Below are 20873 nucleotides of genomic sequence, written 5' to 3' on the forward strand. Positions count from 1 at the left end.
CAACGTCGGATTGTCTGGCCTCGTGGGTTTGGATCGGGTAAACGCCTGTACGCGCAACGGAAAAATGTGGCATCAAATACGGCAATTGCCCTGACATGATAAATTCTTCCTTAATGGAAAACGCTCCCGCGCCGCCGTTCCCAGGCGTGAGGCCTTGGTCGCTTCGAGCAGACGTCCTGCACAACCATGGATAAGGTCGACTGCGTCGTCATCGGAGCCGGCGTGATCGGGCTCGCGGTGGCTCGAAAGCTGGCGCAAGCCGGGCGCGAGGTGATCGTGCTCGAGCAAGCCGAGGCCATCGGCACCATCACCTCCTCGCGCAACAGCGAGGTGATCCATGCCGGCATCTACTACCGCGCCGGAAGCTGGATGGCGCGCATGTGCGTCGACGGCAAGCACGCGCTCTACCGTTACTGTTCCGAGCGCGGCATCCCGCACAGGAATTGCGGCAAGCTGATCGTCGCGACCAATCCGAAAGAGACCGAGAAGCTGCAATCTATCAAGGCGCATGCCGAGGCCAACGGCGTGCTCGACATGCAGCTGCTCACCGGCGATGCGGCACGCGCGCTGGAGCCGGCGCTCGCCTGCGACGCCGCGCTGCTGTCGCCGTCGACCGGCATCATCGACAGCCACGCCTACATGCTCTCGCTGCGCGGCGAAGCCGAGGAGGCGGGCGCGGCCTTCGCGTTTCACACCCCGCTGATCCGTGCCAAAGCGACCGCCGGCGTGATGGAGATCGAGGCGGGCGGCGAAGCGCCGATGACGCTGCAATGCAGCCTCCTCGTCAACGCCGCCGGGCTCTCGGCGACCACGGTGGCGCGCAACATCGAGGGCATGCCGCTGGAACGGATCCCGACGGCCTACCTCGCCAAGGGAAACTACTTCAGCTGCAATGCCAGGGCGCCGTTCTCGCGCCTGATCTATCCGGTGCCCGAGCCCGGCGGGCTAGGGGTGCATCTGACGCTGGACATGGCCGGGCAGGCCCGTTTCGGCCCCGACGTCGAGTGGATCGAGACCATCGATTATGAGGTCGATCCCTCACGCGCCGAGCGCTTTTACCCGGCGATCCGCAAATACTGGCCGACGTTGCCTGACGGCGCGCTCATGCCGAGCTATTCGGGTATCCGGCCGAAGATTGTGCCGCCAGCAGTAGCCACGCAGGATTTCTTGATGCAGGGCCCGCGCGATCACGGCGTCGAAGGCCTGATCAATCTGTTCGGCATCGAGTCGCCCGGATTGACGTCATCGCTCGCGATCGCGGATCACGTCGCCGACCTAGCAAATATGTAGTGGTTTAAGGCGAAGTGGATTCCGGTTGCGCGTAAGAACCGCGTCCAGACAAGAAGCTAGGGCCGCGCAAATCCTTGCACGGTGCGCGCCCTACAGCAGGGATGAGCGCAAAGGCTCCCATCCCTGCCTGAAAGGGTGCGATCAACTCTAAGCTGTTACGGGGTTACTAGTGGAGCGTGTCGCCGTGCCTGAGACGCTCGATCTGGTCCTTGACCATCAACTTCCGGCGCTTCAACTCAACAATTTGCAGGTCGTCTGTTGAAAGGTGCACGAGAGCGTCGTGCAATTCGTTTTCGAGAGTTTTATGCTTCCGTTCCAATTCAACCAGATGTGCCTGAATTGTCATTCGAAACCTCCTCGGTAGGGGTGAACCTTGGATTCGACCGGACGAGGAAGTGTACATCACCGATTCGTTCTGTCGATGGATATCAGTCGTCGCAGTGTCATTTTTAGAAATTCATATGTAACGAAGCGTGAGTAAGGGAACCACGCGGGAAAAATCCGTGATATCAATGCGCTTGCGCAACGCCGGAGCGACCGCAGAAATATCTCGCGGGAGATCGGCGCCCGACAGCCCGAGATCGCTTGCGATCACGGCGCGCAAGGACGATAGTTTCCACAGGGCATCCACAGCCTTAATCTCACGCCTATCGGTTTTTCGGCCACCGCAGACATGACCAATGAAGATGCGCGCGAACTCGAATCCGAGCTCGCCCGGTTGCACCAGGAACACCGAGATCTCGATGTGGCGATCGATGCACTGCATCAATCGCCCGCCCCCGACCTGTTGCGGTTACAGCGATTGAAGAAACGCAAGCTGTTGTTGCGTGACCGTATCGCGTTCATCGAAGACCAGATCACGCCCGACATCATCGCCTGATCCACAGGTAGAACTTTACGGCGGCCCCGCCGCACGTAAATCCGCTTGACTCGAAAGGAACAAAATAAGAACATTTGGACACCCAAGGCCCCCGGGGAAACCGTCCAAGGAAAAACGCAGATGTCGGCGACCGCCCTTCTCGACAACAGCCATTATGAACAAGCCTGCGATCAGGCGATCGCGATGTGCGACGGCAATCTGCGCAGCACCATCAAGGCGCTGATCATGGCCAATGAATATCTGGAGGCCGAGCTGGAGGAATTGCAGGCGGCCATTTCCGCCGGCTGCATTCCGGAGACCTCGCGCAGCAAGATGCGGAGCAAGGGCAGCGCCGCCTGAGCTGTCAGCTATCGGAGCCGACCATGTCCGATGTCACCTATTACGTTGCATTACCCTTCCTGACCGACGAGGACGGATCGCCGGTCGCAGGTGCGGCCGAGGAATGCCAGACCGCGGCGGCCGCGTTACGGCGTGCCGAGGTTATGTCGCACGGCGCCGGCCACACCGGCGCCGTCGCGTTCAGCCGCAGCGGCGATCCCATGACGGGCGAATTCGGTGACGCCAAACTGCTCCGCAGCTTCGGCAACGTACCGAAGGACCTCGGCACGCTTTAACTAGCTGCTGACGAGCCTGATGCGCGGCTCGTGCCGCCGGTGCGCCTTGCGCACATACATCGCAGCATCGGCCTCCTCCAGGGCGCGCGCGGCGTCGGACTGCACCCCAAGCAGGGCGACACCGGCGGAAGCGCCCGCACTCACGTGCTGGCCGCGAAAGACAAAGGACAATTCGTCGACAGCCTGCTCGAAGGCCGCGGCCTTCGCCTTGGCGTCGGTCTCGCTGAGATTCCAGAGCAGCAGCGCGAACTCGTCGCCGCCGAGCCGGCCGACCACGTCGGAGGCGCGTATCTGCCGCGTCAGCGTGGTGGCAATCGCCTTCAGCACCTCGTCGCCGGCCGCATGGCCGAAGGAATCGTTGATCGGCTTCAGCCGATCGACGTCGAGCACGATCAGCGCGCCGCTGGCGCGGTAGCGCTTCATGTAGGCGACGGCGCGTGCGAGCTCGCGTTCGAAGCCGCGCCGGTTCGGAATATCGAGCAGGAAGTCGGTGTCGGCGGCCGCCTCGAGCTCCGCGACCCGCCGCTGCGCCCCCTTGAGCTTGCTCCGGAGCTCGCGGATGGTCGCGTTGATGGCCGTCTTGATGACCTCCGTGGGGCCGTCATCGGCAGACGCTCCGCGTCGCGACGGTCTGGTCGGACGCTTGCCCGGACTGTTGGCCGGACTCTCGGCCGGACGCTTGAGAACAACTTTGGAACGGCCGGCGCTGGTCTTCGGGCCCTTTTTGGCCTTCGCAGCGCTCGCCCTTTTTGGTTTCTTCATGGGCATCCTGCTCAATGAAGGCTTGCGGGGATTCACCAAGACAGGATAGTTCATTCCCTTCTCCTTGCCACCGCCTTGCGAGCCACCGGCCGGAACCTTTAATCTGGCCTATCTTTCTGTTTTTCGAGCACAATTCACGTCATGACCGCGCCGATCGCCATCATCATGGGAAGCCAGTCGGACTGGGACACGATGCGGCATGCCGCCGACACGCTCGCAGGGCTCGGCGTTGCCGCCGACACCCGCATCGTATCGGCCCACCGTACCCCCGACCGGCTGTTTACGTTCGCCAAAGGCGCCAAGTCGGCTGGTTACAAAGTCATCATCGCCGGCGCGGGTGGCGCAGCCCACCTGCCCGGCATGGCGGCGGCGCTGACGGAACTGCCCGTGTTCGGCGTCCCCGTCGAATCCAGGACGCTCAAGGGCATCGATTCGCTCTATTCGATCGTCCAGATGCCCGCGGGCATCCCGGTCGGCACCCTCGCGATCGGCAAGGCCGGCGCCATCAATGCGGCGCTGCTGGCGGCTGCCGTGCTGGCCTTGTCCGACCCGGCCTTGTCCGACCGCCTCGCCGCCTGGCGCAAGGCGCAGACCGAGGCCGTGGCCGAGCGCCCGGAGGACAAGGCGTGACTGACGCAAAGCAGGTGAAGCTGAAGCCCGGCGACACCATTGGCATCCTCGGCGGCGGACAATTGGGGCGGATGCTTGCCATGGCGGCGGCACGGCTCGGCCTGCGCTGCCAGGTGTTCTCGCCCGATCCGGACTCACCGGCCTTCGACGTCGTTCTGAATGCGACCTGCGCCGAATATGCCGATGTCGAAGCACTTGAGCTGTTCGCCAACGACGTCGACGTCATCACCTACGAATTCGAGAACGTGCCGTCCGCGGCCGCGATGGTGCTGGATGCGCGCCGCCCGGTGCTGCCCAACCGCAAAATCCTCGAGACCACCCAGGACCGGCTCGCCGAGAAGGATTTCGTGACCCGGCTCGGCATCGGCACCGCAGCCTATGCCGACGTCACGTCGGTCCCGTCATTGCGCGAGGCGATCGCCAGGATCGGCCTTCCTGCGGTGCTGAAGACCCGCCGCTTCGGCTATGACGGCAAGGGCCAGGCCATCATCCGCGAGGGCGACGACATCGCGAAAGTGTGGACCAGTCTCGCCACCAAATCGGCCATCCTGGAAGCCTTTGTGCCGTACGAGCGTGAGATTTCCGTGATCGCCGCCCGCTCGGCCACAGGCCAGATCGAGTGTTTCGACGTCACCGAAAACGAGCACCGCGACCACATCCTGAAGATCTCCCGTGCGCCCGCCCGGATCCCGGACGTGCTCGCCGAGGAAGCGCGCAGCATCGCCGGCAAGATCGCGGGCGCGCTCGATTATGTCGGCGTGCTTGCCGTTGAGATGTTCGTGCTCGCCAACGGCACCGGACCCAAGGTGCTGGTCAACGAGATCGCTCCGCGCGTGCACAATTCCGGACACTGGACGCTCGACGGTGCGTCCGTCTCGCAGTTTGAGCAGCACATTCGCGCCATTGCCGGCTGGCCTCTCGGCAAGCCCGTGCGCCACGGTGAAGTCGTCACCATGACCAATCTGATCGGCGACGAGATCAACGAATATGACAAGTGGCTGAGCGTGCCGGGCGCGACCGTGCACATCTACGGCAAGGGCGCGCCGCGTCCCGGCCGCAAGATGGGCCACGTCACCGAAGTACGACCCACGACCGGCAAATAACGGGACCGCGGCGCATGCCGCGATCCCGCTTTACGACTACGCCGTCTTTGCGCCCGCGACGACGCCCGTGGGCTCTTCGCTGAGCCAACGATAGATCACCCCGCCCAGCGCGCCGCCGATCAGAGGCGCGACCCAAAACAGCCAGAGCTGCGACAGCGCCCAGCCGCCGACGAACAGCGCGGGCCCCGTGCTGCGCGCCGGGTTCACGGAGGTGTTGGTGACGGGGATGCTGACGAGATGGATCATCACGAGCGCGAGCCCAATCGCCAGCGGCGCAAAGCCCGCGGGCGCGCGGCCGTGGGTGGCGCCCATGATGATGAACAGGAACATCATGGTCATGACTACCTCGGTGAGGAAGCACACGATCATGCTGTACTGGCCGGGAGAATGGGCGTCGTAGCCGTTCGACGCGAACCCCTTGCTGACGTCGAAGCCGGGAGCTCCGCTTGCGATGACGTAGAGCAGCCACGCGGCCACGATCGCACCGGCGACCTGCGCAATCACATAAGGCAGGATCTGTCCGGCCGGAAAACGTCCGCCGGCGGCGAGACCGACGGTGACGGCCGGATTGAGGTGGCAGCCTGAGATGTGTCCGATCGCATAGGCCATCGTGACCACGCTCAGCCCGAATGCGAGCGAGACACCGACCAGACCGATGCCAACCTGCGGAAAGCCGGCTGCGATCACAGCGCTTCCGCAACCTGCGAATGTGAGCCAAAAGGTGCCGATAGCCTCGGCCGCGTATTTCTTCATATCCATGTGTCGTCCCCTGCTTTCAAAGATTCCGGAACAAAGCTCCGGAAACGGCCCCACCCTGGGCGTCAAATCTCCCAAATCAGGGCCGCACCGAGGTATTTTGCCTCATTTAATGGCTGAACTTGGCCCGAAAGCCCGCTTGGCCGGTGGACATCCCAGGTTTTGTCTGATACATCCGCGCCCTCAAGGTTAAGGGCTTGTGCGTTTCGCCATCCCCTTTGACTTACCAGAATTCAAATCCGATCCACTGAAGAGGATGCCGCGTGCAGGTTCTCGTTCGCGATAACAATGTCGACCAAGCCCTCAAGGCGCTGAAGAAGAAGATGCAGCGCGAGGGTATTTTCCGCGAGATGAAGCTCCGCGGTCACTACGAAAAGCCCTCCGAAAAGAAGGCCCGCGAAAAGGCCGAAGCCGTGCGTCGCGCACGCAAGCTGGCCCGCAAGAAGCTGCAGCGCGAAGGCTTGCTGCCGATGAAGCCGAAGCCGGTGTTCGGCGCTGGCCCCGGCGGTGATCGTGGCGGTCGCGGCGGCCCGGGTGCCGGTGCAAGTGCAGGTCCGCGCGGACCGCGCTGATTTACCGGACTTGAGAGATTTCAGTTTTCGATGACGCGGGCCCCTGGCCCGCGTTATTGTTTTGTGAGCGGTGCCTTCCTGGGATAGGGCACTACCGATGCGGCACTAGCGCGAGCGAACCGTAGATGGCCTCCCCTTTCCCCAAGCGCGGCTTGGCGCAGTTGCGCCAGATCTTGCTGCAGCCGTTTGCGCTGGCCTTGATGGGGATTTCGCTGTGCGGCTGCTCCTTCGACCTGGGATCGCTGACGCCGGAGAAGGAGAAGCCGCAGGAGGCACCCAAGGCAGCTGCGACCGCAGAGAACGTGGTCAGCGCAGTCAACGTCAGCGAAGCCCAGGCCCATACGGCAAAGGCCCAGGCTCTCGCAAAGTCCGGCGACGCAGCGGCTGCGCTTGATGAGTTCAACCGCGCGGTCGGGCTCGATCCCTATAATGCGCAGGCGCTCTATGGCCGCGCCCTGATCTACCAGGGCAATAACCAGCATGATTTCGCGATCGCCGATTTCAGCGCCGCGAGCGGACTCAATCCGCAGAAGGTCGAGCCGCTGCTCGGCCGCGCCATCAGCTATCTCGCCCTCGGCAAGGTCAAGGAGGCCGCGGCCGATCTGGATGAGGCTTCCGAGGCCGATCCCCACAATGCCCAGGTCTGGACCATACGCGGGCAAGCCTATGAACGGCTGGGCGACAGGACCAAGGCGGCGGCGTCCTACACCAAGGCGGTCTCGCTTCGCCCACGCGACGACGCCGCCCGCAGCGGCCTCGCCCGCGTCGGCGGCTGACGATTCTGGCGCAGCCGCAGGTGCGGTCCTAGTCCGGGGTGACGCTCTTCGGCAGAACGGAATGGAACATGGACTTGACGCCCGACAACATGTCGTCGGCGACATTGGTCTTCGGCCGCGGCATGGACAGGCCGGCATCGGCGCGCAGATCGAGCGGGGGCGCAATCATCGGGACCGGAATGTCAGCCGGGGGCGTCAGCCGATTCGGGTTCTCGTTGCCGATCGAGGCGGTATAGGGCGGGCTCGTCTGCGACGAGCCGCCATTGCCATAGGCCTCGGCTGCGGGTGTCGAGACCGTGATCGGCGGCGGCAACGGACGCACCGTTGACTGATCCAGGGGGATGACACGCGGTGCCTCTGGAGTGCGGGCGGCTTCGCGCACCGCAGGCTCCTGGATCTTCTCGGGCGCCTTGACCTCGGAAGCTCTGGCCTCCGAAGACCTGGCCTCCGAAGACCTGGCTTCCGAAGACTTGGTCTCAATCGACTTGGCCTCAACGGCCTTGCCCTCAGGCGACTTGCGCAGGCGCTCGATCGCGGCGCGCACGAGATCGTTGGCGTCGGGGGTTGCGACCGGCGCGGCAGCAGCCGGCGCCGAATTGGCCTCCACCACCGGAGTGGCGGAAGCGGGTGCACTGATGGCCGGGGTGGACTTGGCGACCGCCTTGTCGCGCGCGGACGGCTTGCCGCGCGGGGCAGCCTCGGCCGGTGCCAAATCCGCCGTCGACGTCTTCGACTCCGCGGCTGGCTGATCGGCAGCCTTCTCGGTCGCCGGCTTGTCCGTCACCTTCTTCTCGGAAATGCCCTTGGCCTTGACGCCGGGCGCGGGGAGGTTGGCCACATCCGCGGGCTTGCCGTTCTTGCCCGCCTCGGCAGGGGCCGTCACGGCAGCGGGTGCATCCGCCGCCGGCTTGGCGTTGATGTAATGATTAACGATATACGCCCCGATGATCGTTGCGAGCACCGAGGGGAAGATGTCCATCGAGATTTTAGCGATGTATTTCAGCATTCCGGCCACTCCCCGCGCGATCTGATGCGGGAACTTTGAGGCATAGTGAGGGATCAACTGCGACGGATCAATGGCAAAGGGGTACGCCGGACTTACGACTTCAGCTCAACCTCAAGGAACACGATCTCGGTTGCGGTTTCGTTAAGCACATCGTGCTGGACGCCGGCCTTGCGAAAATAGGATTTCCCGGCCGCAAGCTGCGCTTTGGACCGCTCGCCATTGGGTGCCACGATGGTCATTTCCCCTGCGACCACGGGAACAATGACGTAGTCCATGCCGTGGGTGTGATGCCCGGTGGCGCTGTCTGGCGCGAGCCGCCACTCGGTCACCCGAACCTGCTCATTGTCGACCTGAACTTCGGACTTGGCGGCAAGCATCGGAACTCTCCTGGGGCATATCCGGAAAACCGGTTCAGGGCACGAAAACCATGAACACGTAGACGGCAAATACCACCATATGGACCAGCCCGAACAGGACATTGGTCCTGCCCGTACCGAAGGTCAGCATGCTCAGGAAGAAGGTCAGGAGCAAAAGGACGCTGCCCTGCTCGCTGAGGCCGAGCGTGAGCTCCTTGTCGAGTGCATAGGTGGCGACACCGACGGCCGGGATGGTCAGCCCGATGGTGGCGAGCGACGAGCCGAGCGCGAGATTGATGCTCTTCTGGAGGTCGTTCTTGCGGGCAGCCGACACCGCCGCGACGCCTTCCGGCAGCAGGATCAGGAGCGCGACCAGAAGTCCGGCAAAGGCAGGCGGCGCACCAATTTTGGCCCCGACGGCGTCGACGACCAGCGAGAATTTCTTGGACAGCAGCACGACCGCCAGCAGCGCAATCAGCAGCAGCACGATGCTGAGCACCATGGTCCGGCCCGACAGATGCGCCTCGCCGCTGCCGCCGCCCGCCCGTTCGTGAACGAAGTAATCCTTGTGCAGTACGGTCTGGGTATAGAGAAACACCCCATACAGCGCGAGCGTGACCACGTCGACGAAGCCGAGTTGAACCGCCGAATAAACCGGGCCCGGCGTGGTCGTGGTGTAGTTCGGCATGATCAGCGTGATGGTCGCGAGCGCGAACAGCACGCTGAGATAGACGTTGGCGCCGGAGAGCTGAAAGCCCTGCTCGCGATAGCGCAGGCCGCCGATGAAGATGCAGAGCCCGACGAGGCCATTGCAGACGATCATGACCACGGCGAACACGGTGTCGCGCGCCAGTTCCGGGGCCGGCTTCTCGCCCAGCATGATCGTAGTGATCAGCGCCACCTCGATGATGGTCACCGCGAGCGTCAGCACCAGCGTGCCATAGGGTTCGCCGACCCGCTCGGCGATCACTTCGGCATGATGGACCGCGGCAAACACCGTGCCGAACAGGATGACGAGGAGCACGAGGGCGAAGACGAGCCCGCCGAACGACAGCGTGAACACGTAGCCCGTCGCGCTGACGGCCGCGAACAGCAGCACGGCAAGCGCCGGAAAGATCCAGGCCGACCGAGGCATCGGATTATGCGCGCTCATCCATCGGCTCCAATTGCTTCGCGCAAATTCATCGCATCTTGGGCGAGCAGTAGCAAATCGGCAGGCAGATTCAATGCCAGCGCAGGATCGGAGCGAACGGCAGCAGCGTCAGCAGGACGAACAGCGGGATCAACACCGCGCTGGCGCGCACGAAATAGCCGAAGAAGCTCGGCATCTCGATGCCGTTCTCGCGAGCGATGCTGCTCACCATGAAATTCGGCGCGTTACCGATATAGGTGAGCGCGCCCATGTAGACTGCGCCCATGGAGATGGAGGCGAGCGTGCCCGAGAGCTCGTGCATCATCACCTGCGGGTCCCCACCGGCCAACTCGAAGAACAACAGATAGGTCGGCGCATTGTCGAGGAACGCCGACATCAGACCGGTAAACCAGAAATAGGCAACCTCGCGCGGCGTGCCGTCCGGCGTCGTCACGGCCGACAGCAGCCAGGCGAACGCGCCGTGATGGCCGGCATTGAGCATGGCGATGACCGGGATGATCGCGATAAAAATGCCGGCGAACAGCTTTGCGACCTCGCGGATCGGCTCCCAGGTGAAGCCGTTGGCCTGCCTGTGCTCGTCGGGCGTCAACCACACCGACAGGCCCGCTATGGCCAGCAGCGCCGCGTTGCGGGCAATATCTTCCAGCTCCAGCCTGGTTCCAAGAATGTCGAAGGCGATGCCGGACTTCCACATCGCCGAGGCCAGCAGGCTCGCGACGATGGCTGCGATCAGCACCAGGTTGACGAGGCCGCGGATGCGGACCGGCTTCGCGGCGCCGGCAGCGCCAAGGAAGGGTTCGCTACGGAAGCGCCAGACGTCGATGACGACGAAGATCGCGAGCAGCAGTCCGGCAACGATCGCCGTCTGCAGCCAGATGGTCCGCGTGGTCCAGAAGAAGTCGACGCCATGCAGGAAGCCGACGAACAGCGGGGGATCGCCGAGCGGGCTCAGCGCGCCGCCGACATTGGCGACCAGGATGATGAAGAAGATGACAACGTGGGCGTTGTAGCGCCGCGGCCGGTTGGCGCGGATCAGAGGGCGGATCAGGATCATGGCCGCCCCCGTGGTGCCGACCACGCTCGCCATCACCGTACCGAGCGCGAGGATGCCGGCATTCGCTGCCGGCGTCGCCTTGATGTCGCCCGTCACGAGAATGCCGCCAGCCACGACATAGAGCGAGAACAGCAGCATGATGAAGCCGAGATATTCGGCGAGCATGGCGTGAACGAGCGCCGCCAGCGTCGCCATGCTCCCGGCAAGGATGACCAGCGAGGCGAGTGCCAGCAGCGACCAGGCCGCGGCGATCTTGCCGTAATGATGGTGCCAGAATCGTGCAAACAGTAGCGGACCAAGCGCGATCGACAGCAGGAGGCCGGCAAAGGGCAGCGCATAGGGCCAGCCCATCGCCGCGCCGTCGAGCGCGGTCGCCGCCCATGCGTGCTGTGGCAACAACATCACGAGGATCGCGGCGATGAACCCGCTCGCGCGCCGAACGACAAGTCGTCTAGAAAGCAATGAAGCGCCTCGCCGTTTCAATCGCACCGAATGCATCGAGATTGTCGTGTCCACCGCCTGCAAAGCGAACGAACTGCTTCGGTTCGTGCGCAAGCGCGAACAGACGCTCTCCGAACACGATGGAAATGGCAAGGTCATTGGTGCCATGCATCACCAATAGCGGCACAGTGACGCGCGGGATGCGCTCGTCGGAATGGAATGGATCGCGCATCAGCAGACGCACCGGAACGAACCAGAACGATGATGCTGCAATGTCGGCCGTCGATGTATAGGGCGCTTCCAGGATGAGTTTTCCAACACGATGCTCCGAGGCGACCGCGACCGCCACGCCAGTCCCGAGCGAAAAGCCCCAGACTGCGATTCGTTCCGCCGCGTAGCGCGCGGTGGTGAAGGCGTAGGCGGCCGCGGCATCGCGCAGCAGGCCCGCCTCGCTCGGTGCCCCGCTGGAGCCGGCATAGCCGCGATAGGACAGCGCGACGAGGCCGGTGCCGTCCGCCGTCATGGCCTTGAAACGACTGACGCCACCGGCGAGATAATCGCCATTGCCCGGAAAATACAGGATCACGGGGCGGCCGGGCCTCGCCGGCACGTGCCAGACGATGACCTTCTCGCCATCGGAGGTGGTCAGGACGTGCTCTTCGGCCTGAGGAAGGCCTGCGGCGTCCGGCGCGGTGCGACCGACCGGCGGGATCGGAAACAGCATCTCGCGCTGCCTGACATACAGCACGAGGAGACCGGCGCAATAGACGGTCACGAGCAGGATGGCGATCCACTTGACGATGGTCATGATGACACGGCCCGGCCCCGGTTCAGGGCCTGCACTGGCTCCGCAGCAATTTCATGACCTCGCGCGTGGCGCGCCGGAACGGCACAGCAGCCGCACGCCGCCGCATGGCGGCGCGCTTGGCAATGGCCCGCTTGCCGCCGCGCTACATCGCCTTGACGATGTTCTCGGTGACCTTCTTGGCATCGCCGAGCAGCATCATGGTATTGTCGCGATAGAACAGCGGATTGTCGATGCCGGCATAGCCCGACGCGAGCGAGCGCTTGATGAACATCACGGTGCCGGCCTTCCAGACCTGGAGCACGGGCATGCCGTAGATCGGCGAGGTCTTGTCCTCTTCGGCCGCGGGATTGGTGACGTCGTTGGCGCCGATCACGAAGGCGATATCGGCCTGCGCGAATTCGGAGTTGATGTCCTCGAGCTCGAACACCTCGTCATAGGGCACGTTGGCTTCGGCCAGCAGCACGTTCATGTGGCCGGGCATGCGGCCGGCGACTGGGTGAATGGCGTATTTCACCTCAACACCTTCCTTCTTCAGGACGTCGCCCATTTCACGCAGCGCATGTTGGGCCTGCGCCACCGCCATGCCGTAGCCCGGCACGATGATGACCTTCTGCGCGTTCTTCATGATGAAGGCCGCATCATCCGCCGAGCCGAGCTTGGCCGGCTTCTGCTCGCCGCCGCCACCGCCGGCAGCGGCGGTCTCGCCGCCGAAACCGCCGAGGATGACCGAGATGAAGGAGCGGTTCATCGCGTGGCACATGATGTAGGACAGGATCGCGCCGCTTGATCCCACCAGCGCGCCGGTGATGATCAGCGCGGAATTGCCGAGGGTGAAGCCGATGCCGGCCGCGGCCCAGCCCGAGTACGAATTCAGCATCGAAATCACGACCGGCATGTCGGCGCCGCCGATCGGGATGATCATGAGGACGCCGAGCGCCAGCGCGATGATGACGATCAGCCAGAAGTCGAGCGCGCTGCCCGACATCACCAGCCCGACGATGAAAACGACGAGCGCGATCGCCAGCGCGATGTTGATGATGTGGCGGAACGGCAGGATGATCGGCGCACCGCTCATGCGTGCGGACAGCTTCAGGAACGCGATCACCGAACCGGTGAAGGTCAGCGCGCCGATGGCGACGCCGAGCGACATCTCGACCAAGCTCTGCGGATGGATGTTGCCGGGGCTGCCGATGTCGAAGGCCTCCGGCGCGTAGAACGCACCGGCGGCGACCAGCACCGCGGCCATGCCGACCAGCGAATGGAACGCGGCGACCAGTTCCGGCATCGAGGTCATCGGCACCCGGCGGGCGATCACCGCGCCGACGCTGCCGCCGATCGCGATGCCAAGGATCACGAGGATCCAGGCGAGGCCGTCCGCCGGCGGATGGCTGGCGAGTGTGGTGGCGACCGCGATCGCCATGCCGATCATGCCGAAGAAATTGCCCTGCCGCGATGAGGCGGGGCTGGACAGCCCGCGCAGTGACAGGATGAACAGCACACCCGCCACGAGATACAGAACTGCAGCCAGATTGGCGTTCATCTCAGGTCCCCTTTGTCTTCGTCACCCCGAGGTGCACGCCGCTCACTTCACCTTCTTCTTGTACATCGCCAGCATGCGCTGGGTGACAAGGAAGCCGCCGAAGATATTCACGCAGGCGAAAATGAGCGCGATGAAGCCGAAGCCGCGCGCCCAGCCCGAGCCGCTCGAGATCATGCCGACGCCGACCGCGAGCAGCGCGCCGACCACGATCACCGAGGAGATCGCATTGGTGACGCTCATCAGCGGCGTATGCAGCGCAGGGGTCACCGACCACACCACGAAATAGCCGACGAAGACGGCGAGAACGAAGATCGACAGCCGGAAGACGAAGGGATCGACGACTTGTGCAATATGCTCCATGACGGCTCTCCTTACGCTTTCGGCTGGAAATTCGGGTGGATGACGGCGCCGTCCCTGGTCAACGCGGTCGCTTTGACGAGCTCGTCGTCCCAGTTCACGGCCAGCGCCTTGCTGGTCTTGTCGACCATCGTTTCGATGAAGTTGAACAAATTGCGCGCGTAGAGGCTCGAGGCCGACGCCGCGACGCGGCCGGCGACGTTGGTGTAGCCGACGATCTTGATGCCATCGACATCGGCGACCTCTCCCGCCTTGACGCCTTCGACATTGCCGCCGCGTTCGACGGCGAGATCGACCAGCACCGACCCTGGTTTCATCGACTTGACCATGTCGGCTGTGACGAGCTTCGGCGCCGGCCGGCCCGGAATGAGCGCGGTGGTGATCACGATGTCCTGCTTCTTGATGTGCTCGGCGGTGAGCGCGGCCTGTTTGGCCTGGTATTCCTTGGACATTTCCTTGGCATAGCCGCCGGCGGTCTGCGCGTTCTTGAATTCCTCGTCCTCGACGGCGAGGAATTTTGCACCGAGCGATTCGACCTGCTCCTTGGTGGCGGGCCGGACGTCGGTCGCGGTGACCACGGCGCCGAGACGGCGCGCGGTCGCGATCGCCTGGAGGCCGGCGACGCCGACGCCCATCACGAACACTTTGGCGGCGGGCACCGTGCCGGCTGCGGTCATCATCATCGGGAAGGCGCGTCCGAAGGCCTCGGCGCCCTCAATCACGGCGCGGTAGCCGGCGAGGTTGGCCTGCGAGGACAGCACGTCCATCACCTGCGCGCGCGTGATGCGCGGCATCAATTCCATCGCGAAGGCGGAGACGCCGGCATCGGCGATCGTCTTCAGCGCGGCCTCGTTGCCGTAGGGGTCCATGATGGCGATGACCAGCGCGCCGCGCTTGTACTGCGCGAGCTCGGAGGCTTCAGGGCGCTTCACCTTGATGATGATGTCGGCGTCCTTCAGCGCGTCGGCGCTGACGGTGGCGCCCACGGCGGTGAATTCGGAGTCCGGCAGACCCGACTTGAGGCCGGCGCCCGGCTCGACGGCGATCTCGGCGCCCAGCGCCTTGAACTTCTTCACCGTATCCGGCGAAGCGGCGACCCGCGGCTCCGACGGATCGATTTCCTTGGCAACGGCGATCTTCATAGGCCCTCCGGCGACGCGGGAAAGAGCGCGCACGCGAACTTAGCGTTACTCCCGCAACGTTGGATACCGGTTTTCAATCCGGCTTGATTGCAAATTTTATGGGCACCGACGACGCTGGCGGTGCTGCAGGAGATGGATCAGGTCAGGAAGATCGCCATCAGGATCACGATAAGCGCGACCGAGACCGTGCCGTACTTCACCAGCTTGATGAAGCCCTCGTAGGTCTGCTCGTGGGCAACGTAGTCGTTGCCGTCGGCGGTGCTGTACGCCACTTCGTTATGGTCAGCCATGAATTGTCCCCAGTCGAAAGTCGAATTTCATGGCTGGGATACCGCAAACTTTCGGGCAGGGCAACGGCAGGCAGGCGCGGTTTCCCGGCAAATCGGGTCATTTGGAATTCCGATTGGCGGAATCCCGCTCAGACCGGAGGTCCGCCCGTTGCAGGCGATCTCCGGTGCCACGAGCCGAAGGCCTCTCAGCGCAGGCCGAGCGCCCGGCGGACTGCGCCGATCGGCTCCACCTTGCTATCGCAGAAGTTTCGCTTTGCGCAGCGTTCTCCCGGAACGTTGACGACGATCGCATCTGCCCCCGCATCCTCAGTGAGAAAGCCGTGGGTCATGTGGAAACCCAGCGCGCGGTAGACCTCGAACTGCTCCTCCGAGAAGAACTGGTCACCGGTGGTTTCGTGCGGGAAGGTGTCGTTGCGGCGTGCATAGTCGCGGATGTAGTCGTTCTCGTCTCCGGTCAGGGACGATTTGATGTACACGAGGTACCCCTTTTCCCCCGAGCCGTAGTCGATGGTGCCGACCGCCATGTGCGGTCCGCCCGCGGCGTGCCGGGCCGCGCCCGGGGATTTGGCTGCGTTGCACTTCATCCACTCGCGCGTCGTGTTGCGGATCGGGGTCCACGGCAGGTCGATGATGATCCCGAGATCGATGCGCGCATAACGCTGCAGCGTCACCAGAGACGAGAAATTCATCGGCGCATCGGCTTCGGCGTCAACCGCGATGATCACCTTGCAGCGTCGTCGCAACAACTCGTAGACACCGAGATTCTCGATGTGTCCGCCGTCCGTCAGGTAGACCGCATCGGCATTCTCGTAGAGCCGGCCCGAGATCTCAGACCATAGAAACAAAGGGGTCGAGTGGTGCTGCGGCCTGTCCTTTGTCGAGACCCAGCGCGGGTTCTTCAACCAGTACCCGAGGCGCACGTTGAGGAGCGCCAGGGTCGGGGTCAGCGAGCGGATCGACCCCGAGCCCATGTTCGACGAAGCGGCGGCCCCGGAGATCGCCATCGCGGTCGCAAGATCGAGGCCCAGCGCGACCTTCTCGAACGCCGGTGTATTCGCATAGCCGGTGGCCTCGCTGCCGACGTGCAGCGGCGAGAATATGAAGAAATCAGCGTTCCGTCCCCGCCGATTGGCGAAGTCGGATCCTTGGATGTTCAGGGCGGCGTTGATGATGGGATATGGCGAGGCCAGGCTGCTTTTTTTCGATGTCGTGACCGTCATCGCTCCCGCTGGATCGACGCCGTAGTCCAACTGATGCAGCAGACCGCTCAGCTTCTCCTCGTCGAGCGGAAGGAAATCCCTCCCCTGGTCCAGGCTCGGCATGTTCCGCGACGGCTCCCCGTCGGCGTAGTAGAGCGGATTGAACAAGAAGGCCTTGCTGAGGCGATCACGATAGAGCCGGTGCAGCGAATTGGCATTCGGCCCGAGGATCCACGACAGGCTGAATAGGGCCGAGCCCGAGAAGAAGTAGAGCAGCACCATCCGCCAGCTGACACTGTTGCCGAACTGGTACTTCGACCAAGTGAATGTGCCCGGGGATTGCAATGACGCAACGGAAAACAGCCATGGGGGGATGTGCGAGATCGGCCCCACCGGCTTGGAGGCGACGACCTTTGCTTCGCTATTGGTGATCTCTGCCGAGAGCTTACGCGTCGCCGAGTCGAACTGGACATTTCCCTTGACGTCGACACCGGCCGCGGGCGGCACGGGTTGCACGCCAGCCGCTCCCCACTCCTCGATCATGGGGTATTGGCGGTAGGCGGCGTCGAGCGTCTTGTCGTTCGCGATACCCCAATAGCAAAGATAGAGATATCCGACCCAGATCAGTAAGGGCAGCGCCAGTCCCGCGACAAGCACGGCTGCTTTCGCCGCATGGGCGAGCAGGCGTGGGCCAAGGTCCGAGGCGCCGGCGCCCTTCAGCAGGTCGGCGAATTGCTGCCGGAACAGCGTGACGGCCGCCGCAACCGGCGCAGTAATGGCCGCAAGCGATTGGAGCCATTTGATTGCAACACCCCCAATGATGCCGCCGGACTGAGCCGTGTTGGCGTCGGCGAGGTCGAACATCTGGGCGATCATGAAGGGCTGAAATTCGAAGAAGCAGATGGCGGCAAGCAGAACGAGATAGGTCGCGCCGACAGTCGACGGATAGCCGCGGAATTCACCTCCCTTGGTCGACGAAATCGAGCGCAGCACCGCCCAGCCGAAGAAAAGCACGAGGCCGAGCAGGAGCGCTGCAAGCGAAAGCCCAAAGTGATCGACGTTCAGGCAGCTGGCGATCGCGCAGATGAGTCCCAGCGCAAACGCAAGACCGGCCAGGTAGCGAAAAAGCTCGCGCCGCCCGAATTTGAAAAGGCGCCCGACCAACAAAAGCAGCAAGGCGGCAACAAGGCCGCCAAGAAAGAAGGCAGGCATCAATCCCAGGCTGGAGAGGGGACCAAGATTGCTGGTGTCGTCGACGCTCAGCCCGAAGAAATTGGTCGTATAGAGTGACGAGCGTGCGGCGTTGGACAGGATCGTGATCACGGCAACGAGCAGTACGACCGGCAGCGTAAGGCTCAGATTGGCAACGAGTCCACGCACGACGATTGCGACGCCGGTGATCAGATCTCGCGCGCCGGCCGGAACGAGGTAGTTCGAGTAGTTCCGGATATGGCCCACCGCAGGCGTGTCACTGATCTCATTGGCGCTCTCGGCGCCAGGTGTCGGCGTGCTTCCGAACACGAAATTCTGCGCCCGCGTCATGGTCGCCGTGAACGAACAGCCGGTGTAACCGCCGCCCGATACGGTCGACAGATAGTCGATGTGCTTGATCAGCCCGTGGTGATTGAAAGCCTGCAAGACGCCGAGGCAGATTGCGGAGGATCGGATTCCGCCGCCCGACAACGCAAGGCCGACCGTGTCGATCGCCTTTTCGTCGCCAGGGTATGCGACGGGATCTATGCCTTGGGCGCGGCGGCGGTTGTTGATGGCTGCGAGCTCGCGCTTGACGATCTTGCGGTGCTGCGTCCCCCACAGCTGCTGTTCCTCCACAGCCCGTGGCGGCTCCACCTTGGGGTCTGGGGCACTGATCCTGGCCATGTTCGCCTCCCTGGCAAAGCACACCACGACGATCAACAATCACAGATTGCATTACAGGCCGAAACCGCCCGCAAGAATTAGTCTGGCTTTAGGCACAAACGTTCAATGTGCAGGGCGGGAACTATACAACCGGCCTCGCCCGTCGCCGGAACAACGGGACACTCGGACGGCCGACCCGACCTGCTCGCTGCAGCGCCGAAGACGGCGCGGCTCAGCCCATCGCTTCCAGCTCGTCGATCATGCCGGCGATGACGCTCAGGCCTCCGTCCCAGAACTTTGGATCCTTGGCATCGAGCCCGAACGGCCGCAGCAGCTCGGAATAATGCTTGGTGCCGCCGGCGGCGAGCATGTCGAGATAGCGCTCGGCAAAGCCTTCGGCCGCGTTCTCGTAGACGGCGTAGAGCGAGTTCACCAGACAATCGCCGAACGCATAGGCGTAGACGTAGAACGGAGAATGGATGAAGTGCGGGATGTACATCCAGTAGTTCTCGTAGCCCGCTTTGATTTCGATTGCCGGCCCGAGGCTCTCGCCCTGCACCGAGAGCCAGATCTCCCCGAGCCGCGTCGCGGTGAGCTCTCCGTTCTTGCGTTCGGTGTGGACCGCGCGCTCGAAGGAATAGAACGCGATCTGCCGCACCACGGTGTTGATCATGTCCTCGACCTTGCCGGCGAGCAGCGCCTGGCGCTGCTTTGCGCTTTTGGTCTGCGCCAGCAGCCGCCGGAAGGTCAGCATCTCGCCAAACACGCTCGCGGTCTCCGCCAGCGTCAGCGGCGTCGGCGCCATCAACGCGCCGTTCCTGGCCGCCAGCACCTGGTGCACGCCGTGGCCGAGCTCATGGGCGAGCGTCATCACGTCGCGCGGCTTGCCCTGGTAGTTCATCAGCACGTAGGGGTGCGCGGACGGCGTGGTCGGATGCGAGAAGGCACCCGGCGCCTTGCCCGGGCGCACCGGCGCATCGATCCAGCGGTCGGTAAAGAAGCGCTCGGCGATGTCAGCCATCTTTGGCGAGAAGCCGCGATAGGCGGTGAGCACCATGTTTCGCGCGTCGGGCCAGCCGATCACGTCGGTCGCCGCAAAAGGCAGCGGCGCGTTGCGGTCCCAATAGGCCAGACGCTTCCTGCCGAACCAGCGGGCCTTCAGCGCGTAGTAGCGATGCGACAATTTTGGATAGGCCGCGCGCACCGAGGCGACCAGCGCATCCACCACCTCGCGCTCGACGCGGTTGTTGAGATGCCGGGAATCCGCCACGTCCTTGAAGCCGCGCCAGCTGTCGGAGATGTCCTTGTCCTTGGCCAGAGTGTTGGTGATCAGCGCAAAGGTGCGCTCATTCGCCTTGAAGGTCTTTGCGAGCGCCTCTGCCGCGGCCTTGCGCTTGGCGCCGTCGCGGTCCTGCAACAGATTGAGCGTCGGCTCGATCGCGAGCTCCTTGGACCCGACCTTGAAACGCAGGCCCGAGATGGTTTGGTCGAACAGTCGGTTGAAGGCTGAATAGCCGGTCTGCGCCTTCTCCAGGAAGAGCTGCTCGAGCTTGTCGTCGAGCTGGTACGGCTTCTCCTTGCGCAGATCCTCGATCCAGGGACGGTAGTGCGCGAGCTCGGTGGCCTGCATCGCGCGGTTCAAAATATCGTCATCGACGCGATTGAGCTCGAGCGCGAAGAACAGCAGATGCGTCGATGCCGCCGTCAGGCGCTCGGAAACGTCGCCGTAAAACTTTGAAATCGCAGAGTCCACGCTGTCGCCGGCATGAACGAGGCCGGCGTACGAGCCGAGCCGGCCGGCGAGGTCGTCGATCGCCTCATAGCGTCGCACGGCTTCGGCGAGCCATTTTCCGCCATCTTCCTTTGCTGTTCCTGTTGCGAGCTTGCCCTTGTAGTCCGTCTCGAACGCGACGCAATCGGCATCCATCTTTTCGAGATCGCGCGCCACTTCCGGCGCATCGATCCCGGAATAGAGGTCGGCGAGGTTCCACTCCGGAAGCTTGCCGCTCTTGCTCGCAGGCTTGGCGGGTGAAGGCTTGGCGGGTGAAGGCTTGGCGGGTGAACGCTTGGAGGGTTTTGCCTTGGCTGCGGATGTCTTGGTGTTCGGCTTGCGGAGAGCGGGCTTGCTAGCGGCGGACTTCTTAACTGCAGACTTGGAGCGCGAATTCATTGTGTGGGAAACCTGTGTTCAACAAGCGCGACGGCGGGCGGGGGCATCAGGATTTAACAGTGCGTTAATCGGCTTCGGCCAGAGTGCCCCGATTCGAGACAGATAGTAGTAGCGTGC

22 protein-coding genes are annotated in these 20873 nt (G+C 63.6%); 8 read left to right on the forward strand and 14 right to left on the reverse strand.

Features of this window, described 5'->3' with window-relative positions; genetic code table 11:
• The first annotated feature begins 186 nt into the window (after positions 1 to 186).
• The gene (locus tag AC0L3C_RS21345) at positions 187 to 1290 is read left to right on the forward strand and encodes an NAD(P)/FAD-dependent oxidoreductase (protein ID WP_473264868.1); all 1104 of its coding nucleotides are present in this window, start codon (positions 187 to 189) and stop codon (positions 1288 to 1290) included.
• 166 nt (positions 1291 to 1456) lie between these two features.
• Here AC0L3C_RS21345 and AC0L3C_RS21350 read toward each other — a convergent pair whose 3' ends face one another.
• Positions 1457 to 1636, reverse strand: a complete 180-nt coding sequence (locus AC0L3C_RS21350; RefSeq protein WP_247319677.1) for a YdcH family protein — start codon at positions 1634 to 1636, stop codon at positions 1457 to 1459.
• A 327-nt stretch (positions 1637 to 1963) separates the two neighbouring features.
• Here AC0L3C_RS21350 and AC0L3C_RS21355 point away from each other — a divergent pair, with 327 nt between their 5' ends.
• From AC0L3C_RS21355 to AC0L3C_RS21365, 3 genes are all read left to right on the forward strand, one after another.
• On the forward strand, positions 1964 to 2170 hold the full coding sequence (locus AC0L3C_RS21355) for a YdcH family protein (protein ID WP_007596255.1): 207 nt from the start codon (positions 1964 to 1966) through the stop codon (positions 2168 to 2170).
• Positions 2171 to 2290: 120 nt separating this feature from the next.
• Positions 2291 to 2509 (forward strand): hypothetical protein, encoded by a 219-nt coding sequence (locus AC0L3C_RS21360; RefSeq protein ID WP_106941998.1) that lies wholly within the window; start codon positions 2291 to 2293, stop codon positions 2507 to 2509.
• A gap of 23 nt (positions 2510 to 2532) precedes the next feature.
• Entirely contained in the window at positions 2533 to 2784 is a 252-nt protein-coding gene (locus AC0L3C_RS21365; RefSeq protein ID WP_007596257.1) for a hypothetical protein, read from the forward strand.
• Here AC0L3C_RS21365 and AC0L3C_RS21370 read toward each other — a convergent pair whose 3' ends face one another.
• Positions 2785 to 3546 (reverse strand): GGDEF domain-containing protein, encoded by a 762-nt coding sequence (locus AC0L3C_RS21370; protein WP_473408902.1) that lies wholly within the window; start codon positions 3544 to 3546, stop codon positions 2785 to 2787. It abuts the gene before it with no gap.
• Positions 3547 to 3687: 141 nt separating this feature from the next.
• Here AC0L3C_RS21370 and purE point away from each other — a divergent pair, with 141 nt between their 5' ends.
• Positions 3688 to 4176, forward strand: a complete 489-nt coding sequence (gene purE / locus AC0L3C_RS21375; protein ID WP_473264871.1) for a 5-(carboxyamino)imidazole ribonucleotide mutase — start codon at positions 3688 to 3690, stop codon at positions 4174 to 4176.
• Entirely contained in the window at positions 4173 to 5279 is a 1107-nt protein-coding gene (locus AC0L3C_RS21380) for a 5-(carboxyamino)imidazole ribonucleotide synthase (RefSeq protein WP_473408903.1), read from the forward strand. Before purE ends, AC0L3C_RS21380 begins: the two co-directional genes overlap by 4 nt.
• Positions 5280 to 5315: 36 nt before the next feature.
• Here the strand turns inward: AC0L3C_RS21380 and aqpZ are convergent, their stop codons facing one another.
• Positions 5316 to 6038, reverse strand: a complete 723-nt coding sequence (gene aqpZ, locus AC0L3C_RS21385; protein ID WP_018453820.1) for an aquaporin Z — start codon at positions 6036 to 6038, stop codon at positions 5316 to 5318.
• Between the two features lie 260 nt (positions 6039 to 6298).
• On the opposite strand from aqpZ, the gene rpsU reads away from it, so the two are divergent.
• The gene (gene rpsU, locus AC0L3C_RS21390) at positions 6299 to 6607 is read left to right on the forward strand and encodes a 30S ribosomal protein S21 (protein ID WP_007596265.1); all 309 of its coding nucleotides are present in this window, start codon (positions 6299 to 6301) and stop codon (positions 6605 to 6607) included.
• Positions 6608 to 6732: 125 nt separating this feature from the next.
• Positions 6733 to 7383 (forward strand): tetratricopeptide repeat protein, encoded by a 651-nt coding sequence (locus tag AC0L3C_RS21395; RefSeq protein WP_473281103.1) that lies wholly within the window; start codon positions 6733 to 6735, stop codon positions 7381 to 7383.
• A 28-nt stretch (positions 7384 to 7411) separates the two neighbouring features.
• Here AC0L3C_RS21395 and AC0L3C_RS21400 read toward each other — a convergent pair whose 3' ends face one another.
• The 11 genes from AC0L3C_RS21400 to AC0L3C_RS21450 all read right to left on the reverse strand — a co-directional run bounded on the left by AC0L3C_RS21400 (position 7412) and on the right by AC0L3C_RS21450 (position 20756).
• Positions 7412 to 8389 (reverse strand): hypothetical protein, encoded by a 978-nt coding sequence (locus AC0L3C_RS21400; RefSeq protein ID WP_473408904.1) that lies wholly within the window; start codon positions 8387 to 8389, stop codon positions 7412 to 7414.
• A 92-nt stretch (positions 8390 to 8481) separates the two neighbouring features.
• Positions 8482 to 8766: a cupin domain-containing protein gene (locus tag AC0L3C_RS21405; protein ID WP_473264875.1), complete on the reverse strand. Its 285-nt coding sequence runs from the start codon at positions 8764 to 8766 to the stop codon at positions 8482 to 8484.
• 34 nt (positions 8767 to 8800) lie between these two features.
• Positions 8801 to 9898, reverse strand: coding sequence for a calcium:cation antiporter (locus AC0L3C_RS21410; protein ID WP_473281098.1), 1098 nt, complete (start codon positions 9896 to 9898; stop codon positions 8801 to 8803).
• A gap of 70 nt (positions 9899 to 9968) precedes the next feature.
• A complete protein-coding gene (locus AC0L3C_RS21415; protein WP_473281096.1) occupies positions 9969 to 11450 on the reverse strand; it encodes a sodium:proton antiporter in 1482 nt (493 codons plus the stop codon).
• On the reverse strand, positions 11404 to 12201 hold the full coding sequence (locus AC0L3C_RS21420) for an alpha/beta hydrolase (protein WP_473408905.1): 798 nt from the start codon (positions 12199 to 12201) through the stop codon (positions 11404 to 11406). Before AC0L3C_RS21420 ends, AC0L3C_RS21415 begins: the two co-directional genes overlap by 47 nt.
• 142 nt (positions 12202 to 12343) lie before the next feature.
• Entirely contained in the window at positions 12344 to 13741 is a 1398-nt protein-coding gene (locus AC0L3C_RS21425; protein ID WP_007596277.1) for an NAD(P)(+) transhydrogenase (Re/Si-specific) subunit beta, read from the reverse strand.
• 42 nt (positions 13742 to 13783) lie between these two features.
• Complete coding sequence (locus tag AC0L3C_RS21430; protein WP_007596278.1) at positions 13784 to 14101, reverse strand: proton-translocating transhydrogenase family protein; 318 nt, start codon at positions 14099 to 14101, stop codon at positions 13784 to 13786.
• Positions 14102 to 14112: 11 nt separating this feature from the next.
• Positions 14113 to 15240, reverse strand: coding sequence for a Re/Si-specific NAD(P)(+) transhydrogenase subunit alpha (locus AC0L3C_RS21435; RefSeq protein ID WP_473264879.1), 1128 nt, complete (start codon positions 15238 to 15240; stop codon positions 14113 to 14115).
• Between the two features lie 137 nt (positions 15241 to 15377).
• Positions 15378 to 15530: an aa3-type cytochrome c oxidase subunit IV gene (locus tag AC0L3C_RS21440; RefSeq protein ID WP_473408906.1), complete on the reverse strand. Its 153-nt coding sequence runs from the start codon at positions 15528 to 15530 to the stop codon at positions 15378 to 15380.
• A 185-nt stretch (positions 15531 to 15715) separates the two neighbouring features.
• Positions 15716 to 18607, reverse strand: coding sequence for a cell division protein (locus tag AC0L3C_RS21445; protein ID WP_473264880.1), 2892 nt, complete (start codon positions 18605 to 18607; stop codon positions 15716 to 15718).
• Between the two features lie 211 nt (positions 18608 to 18818).
• Positions 18819 to 20756: a M3 family oligoendopeptidase gene (locus AC0L3C_RS21450; RefSeq protein WP_473408907.1), complete on the reverse strand. Its 1938-nt coding sequence runs from the start codon at positions 20754 to 20756 to the stop codon at positions 18819 to 18821.
• Positions 20757 to 20873: the final 117 nt, after the last annotated feature.

The organism is Bradyrhizobium sp. WSM4872 (assembly GCF_055811715.1).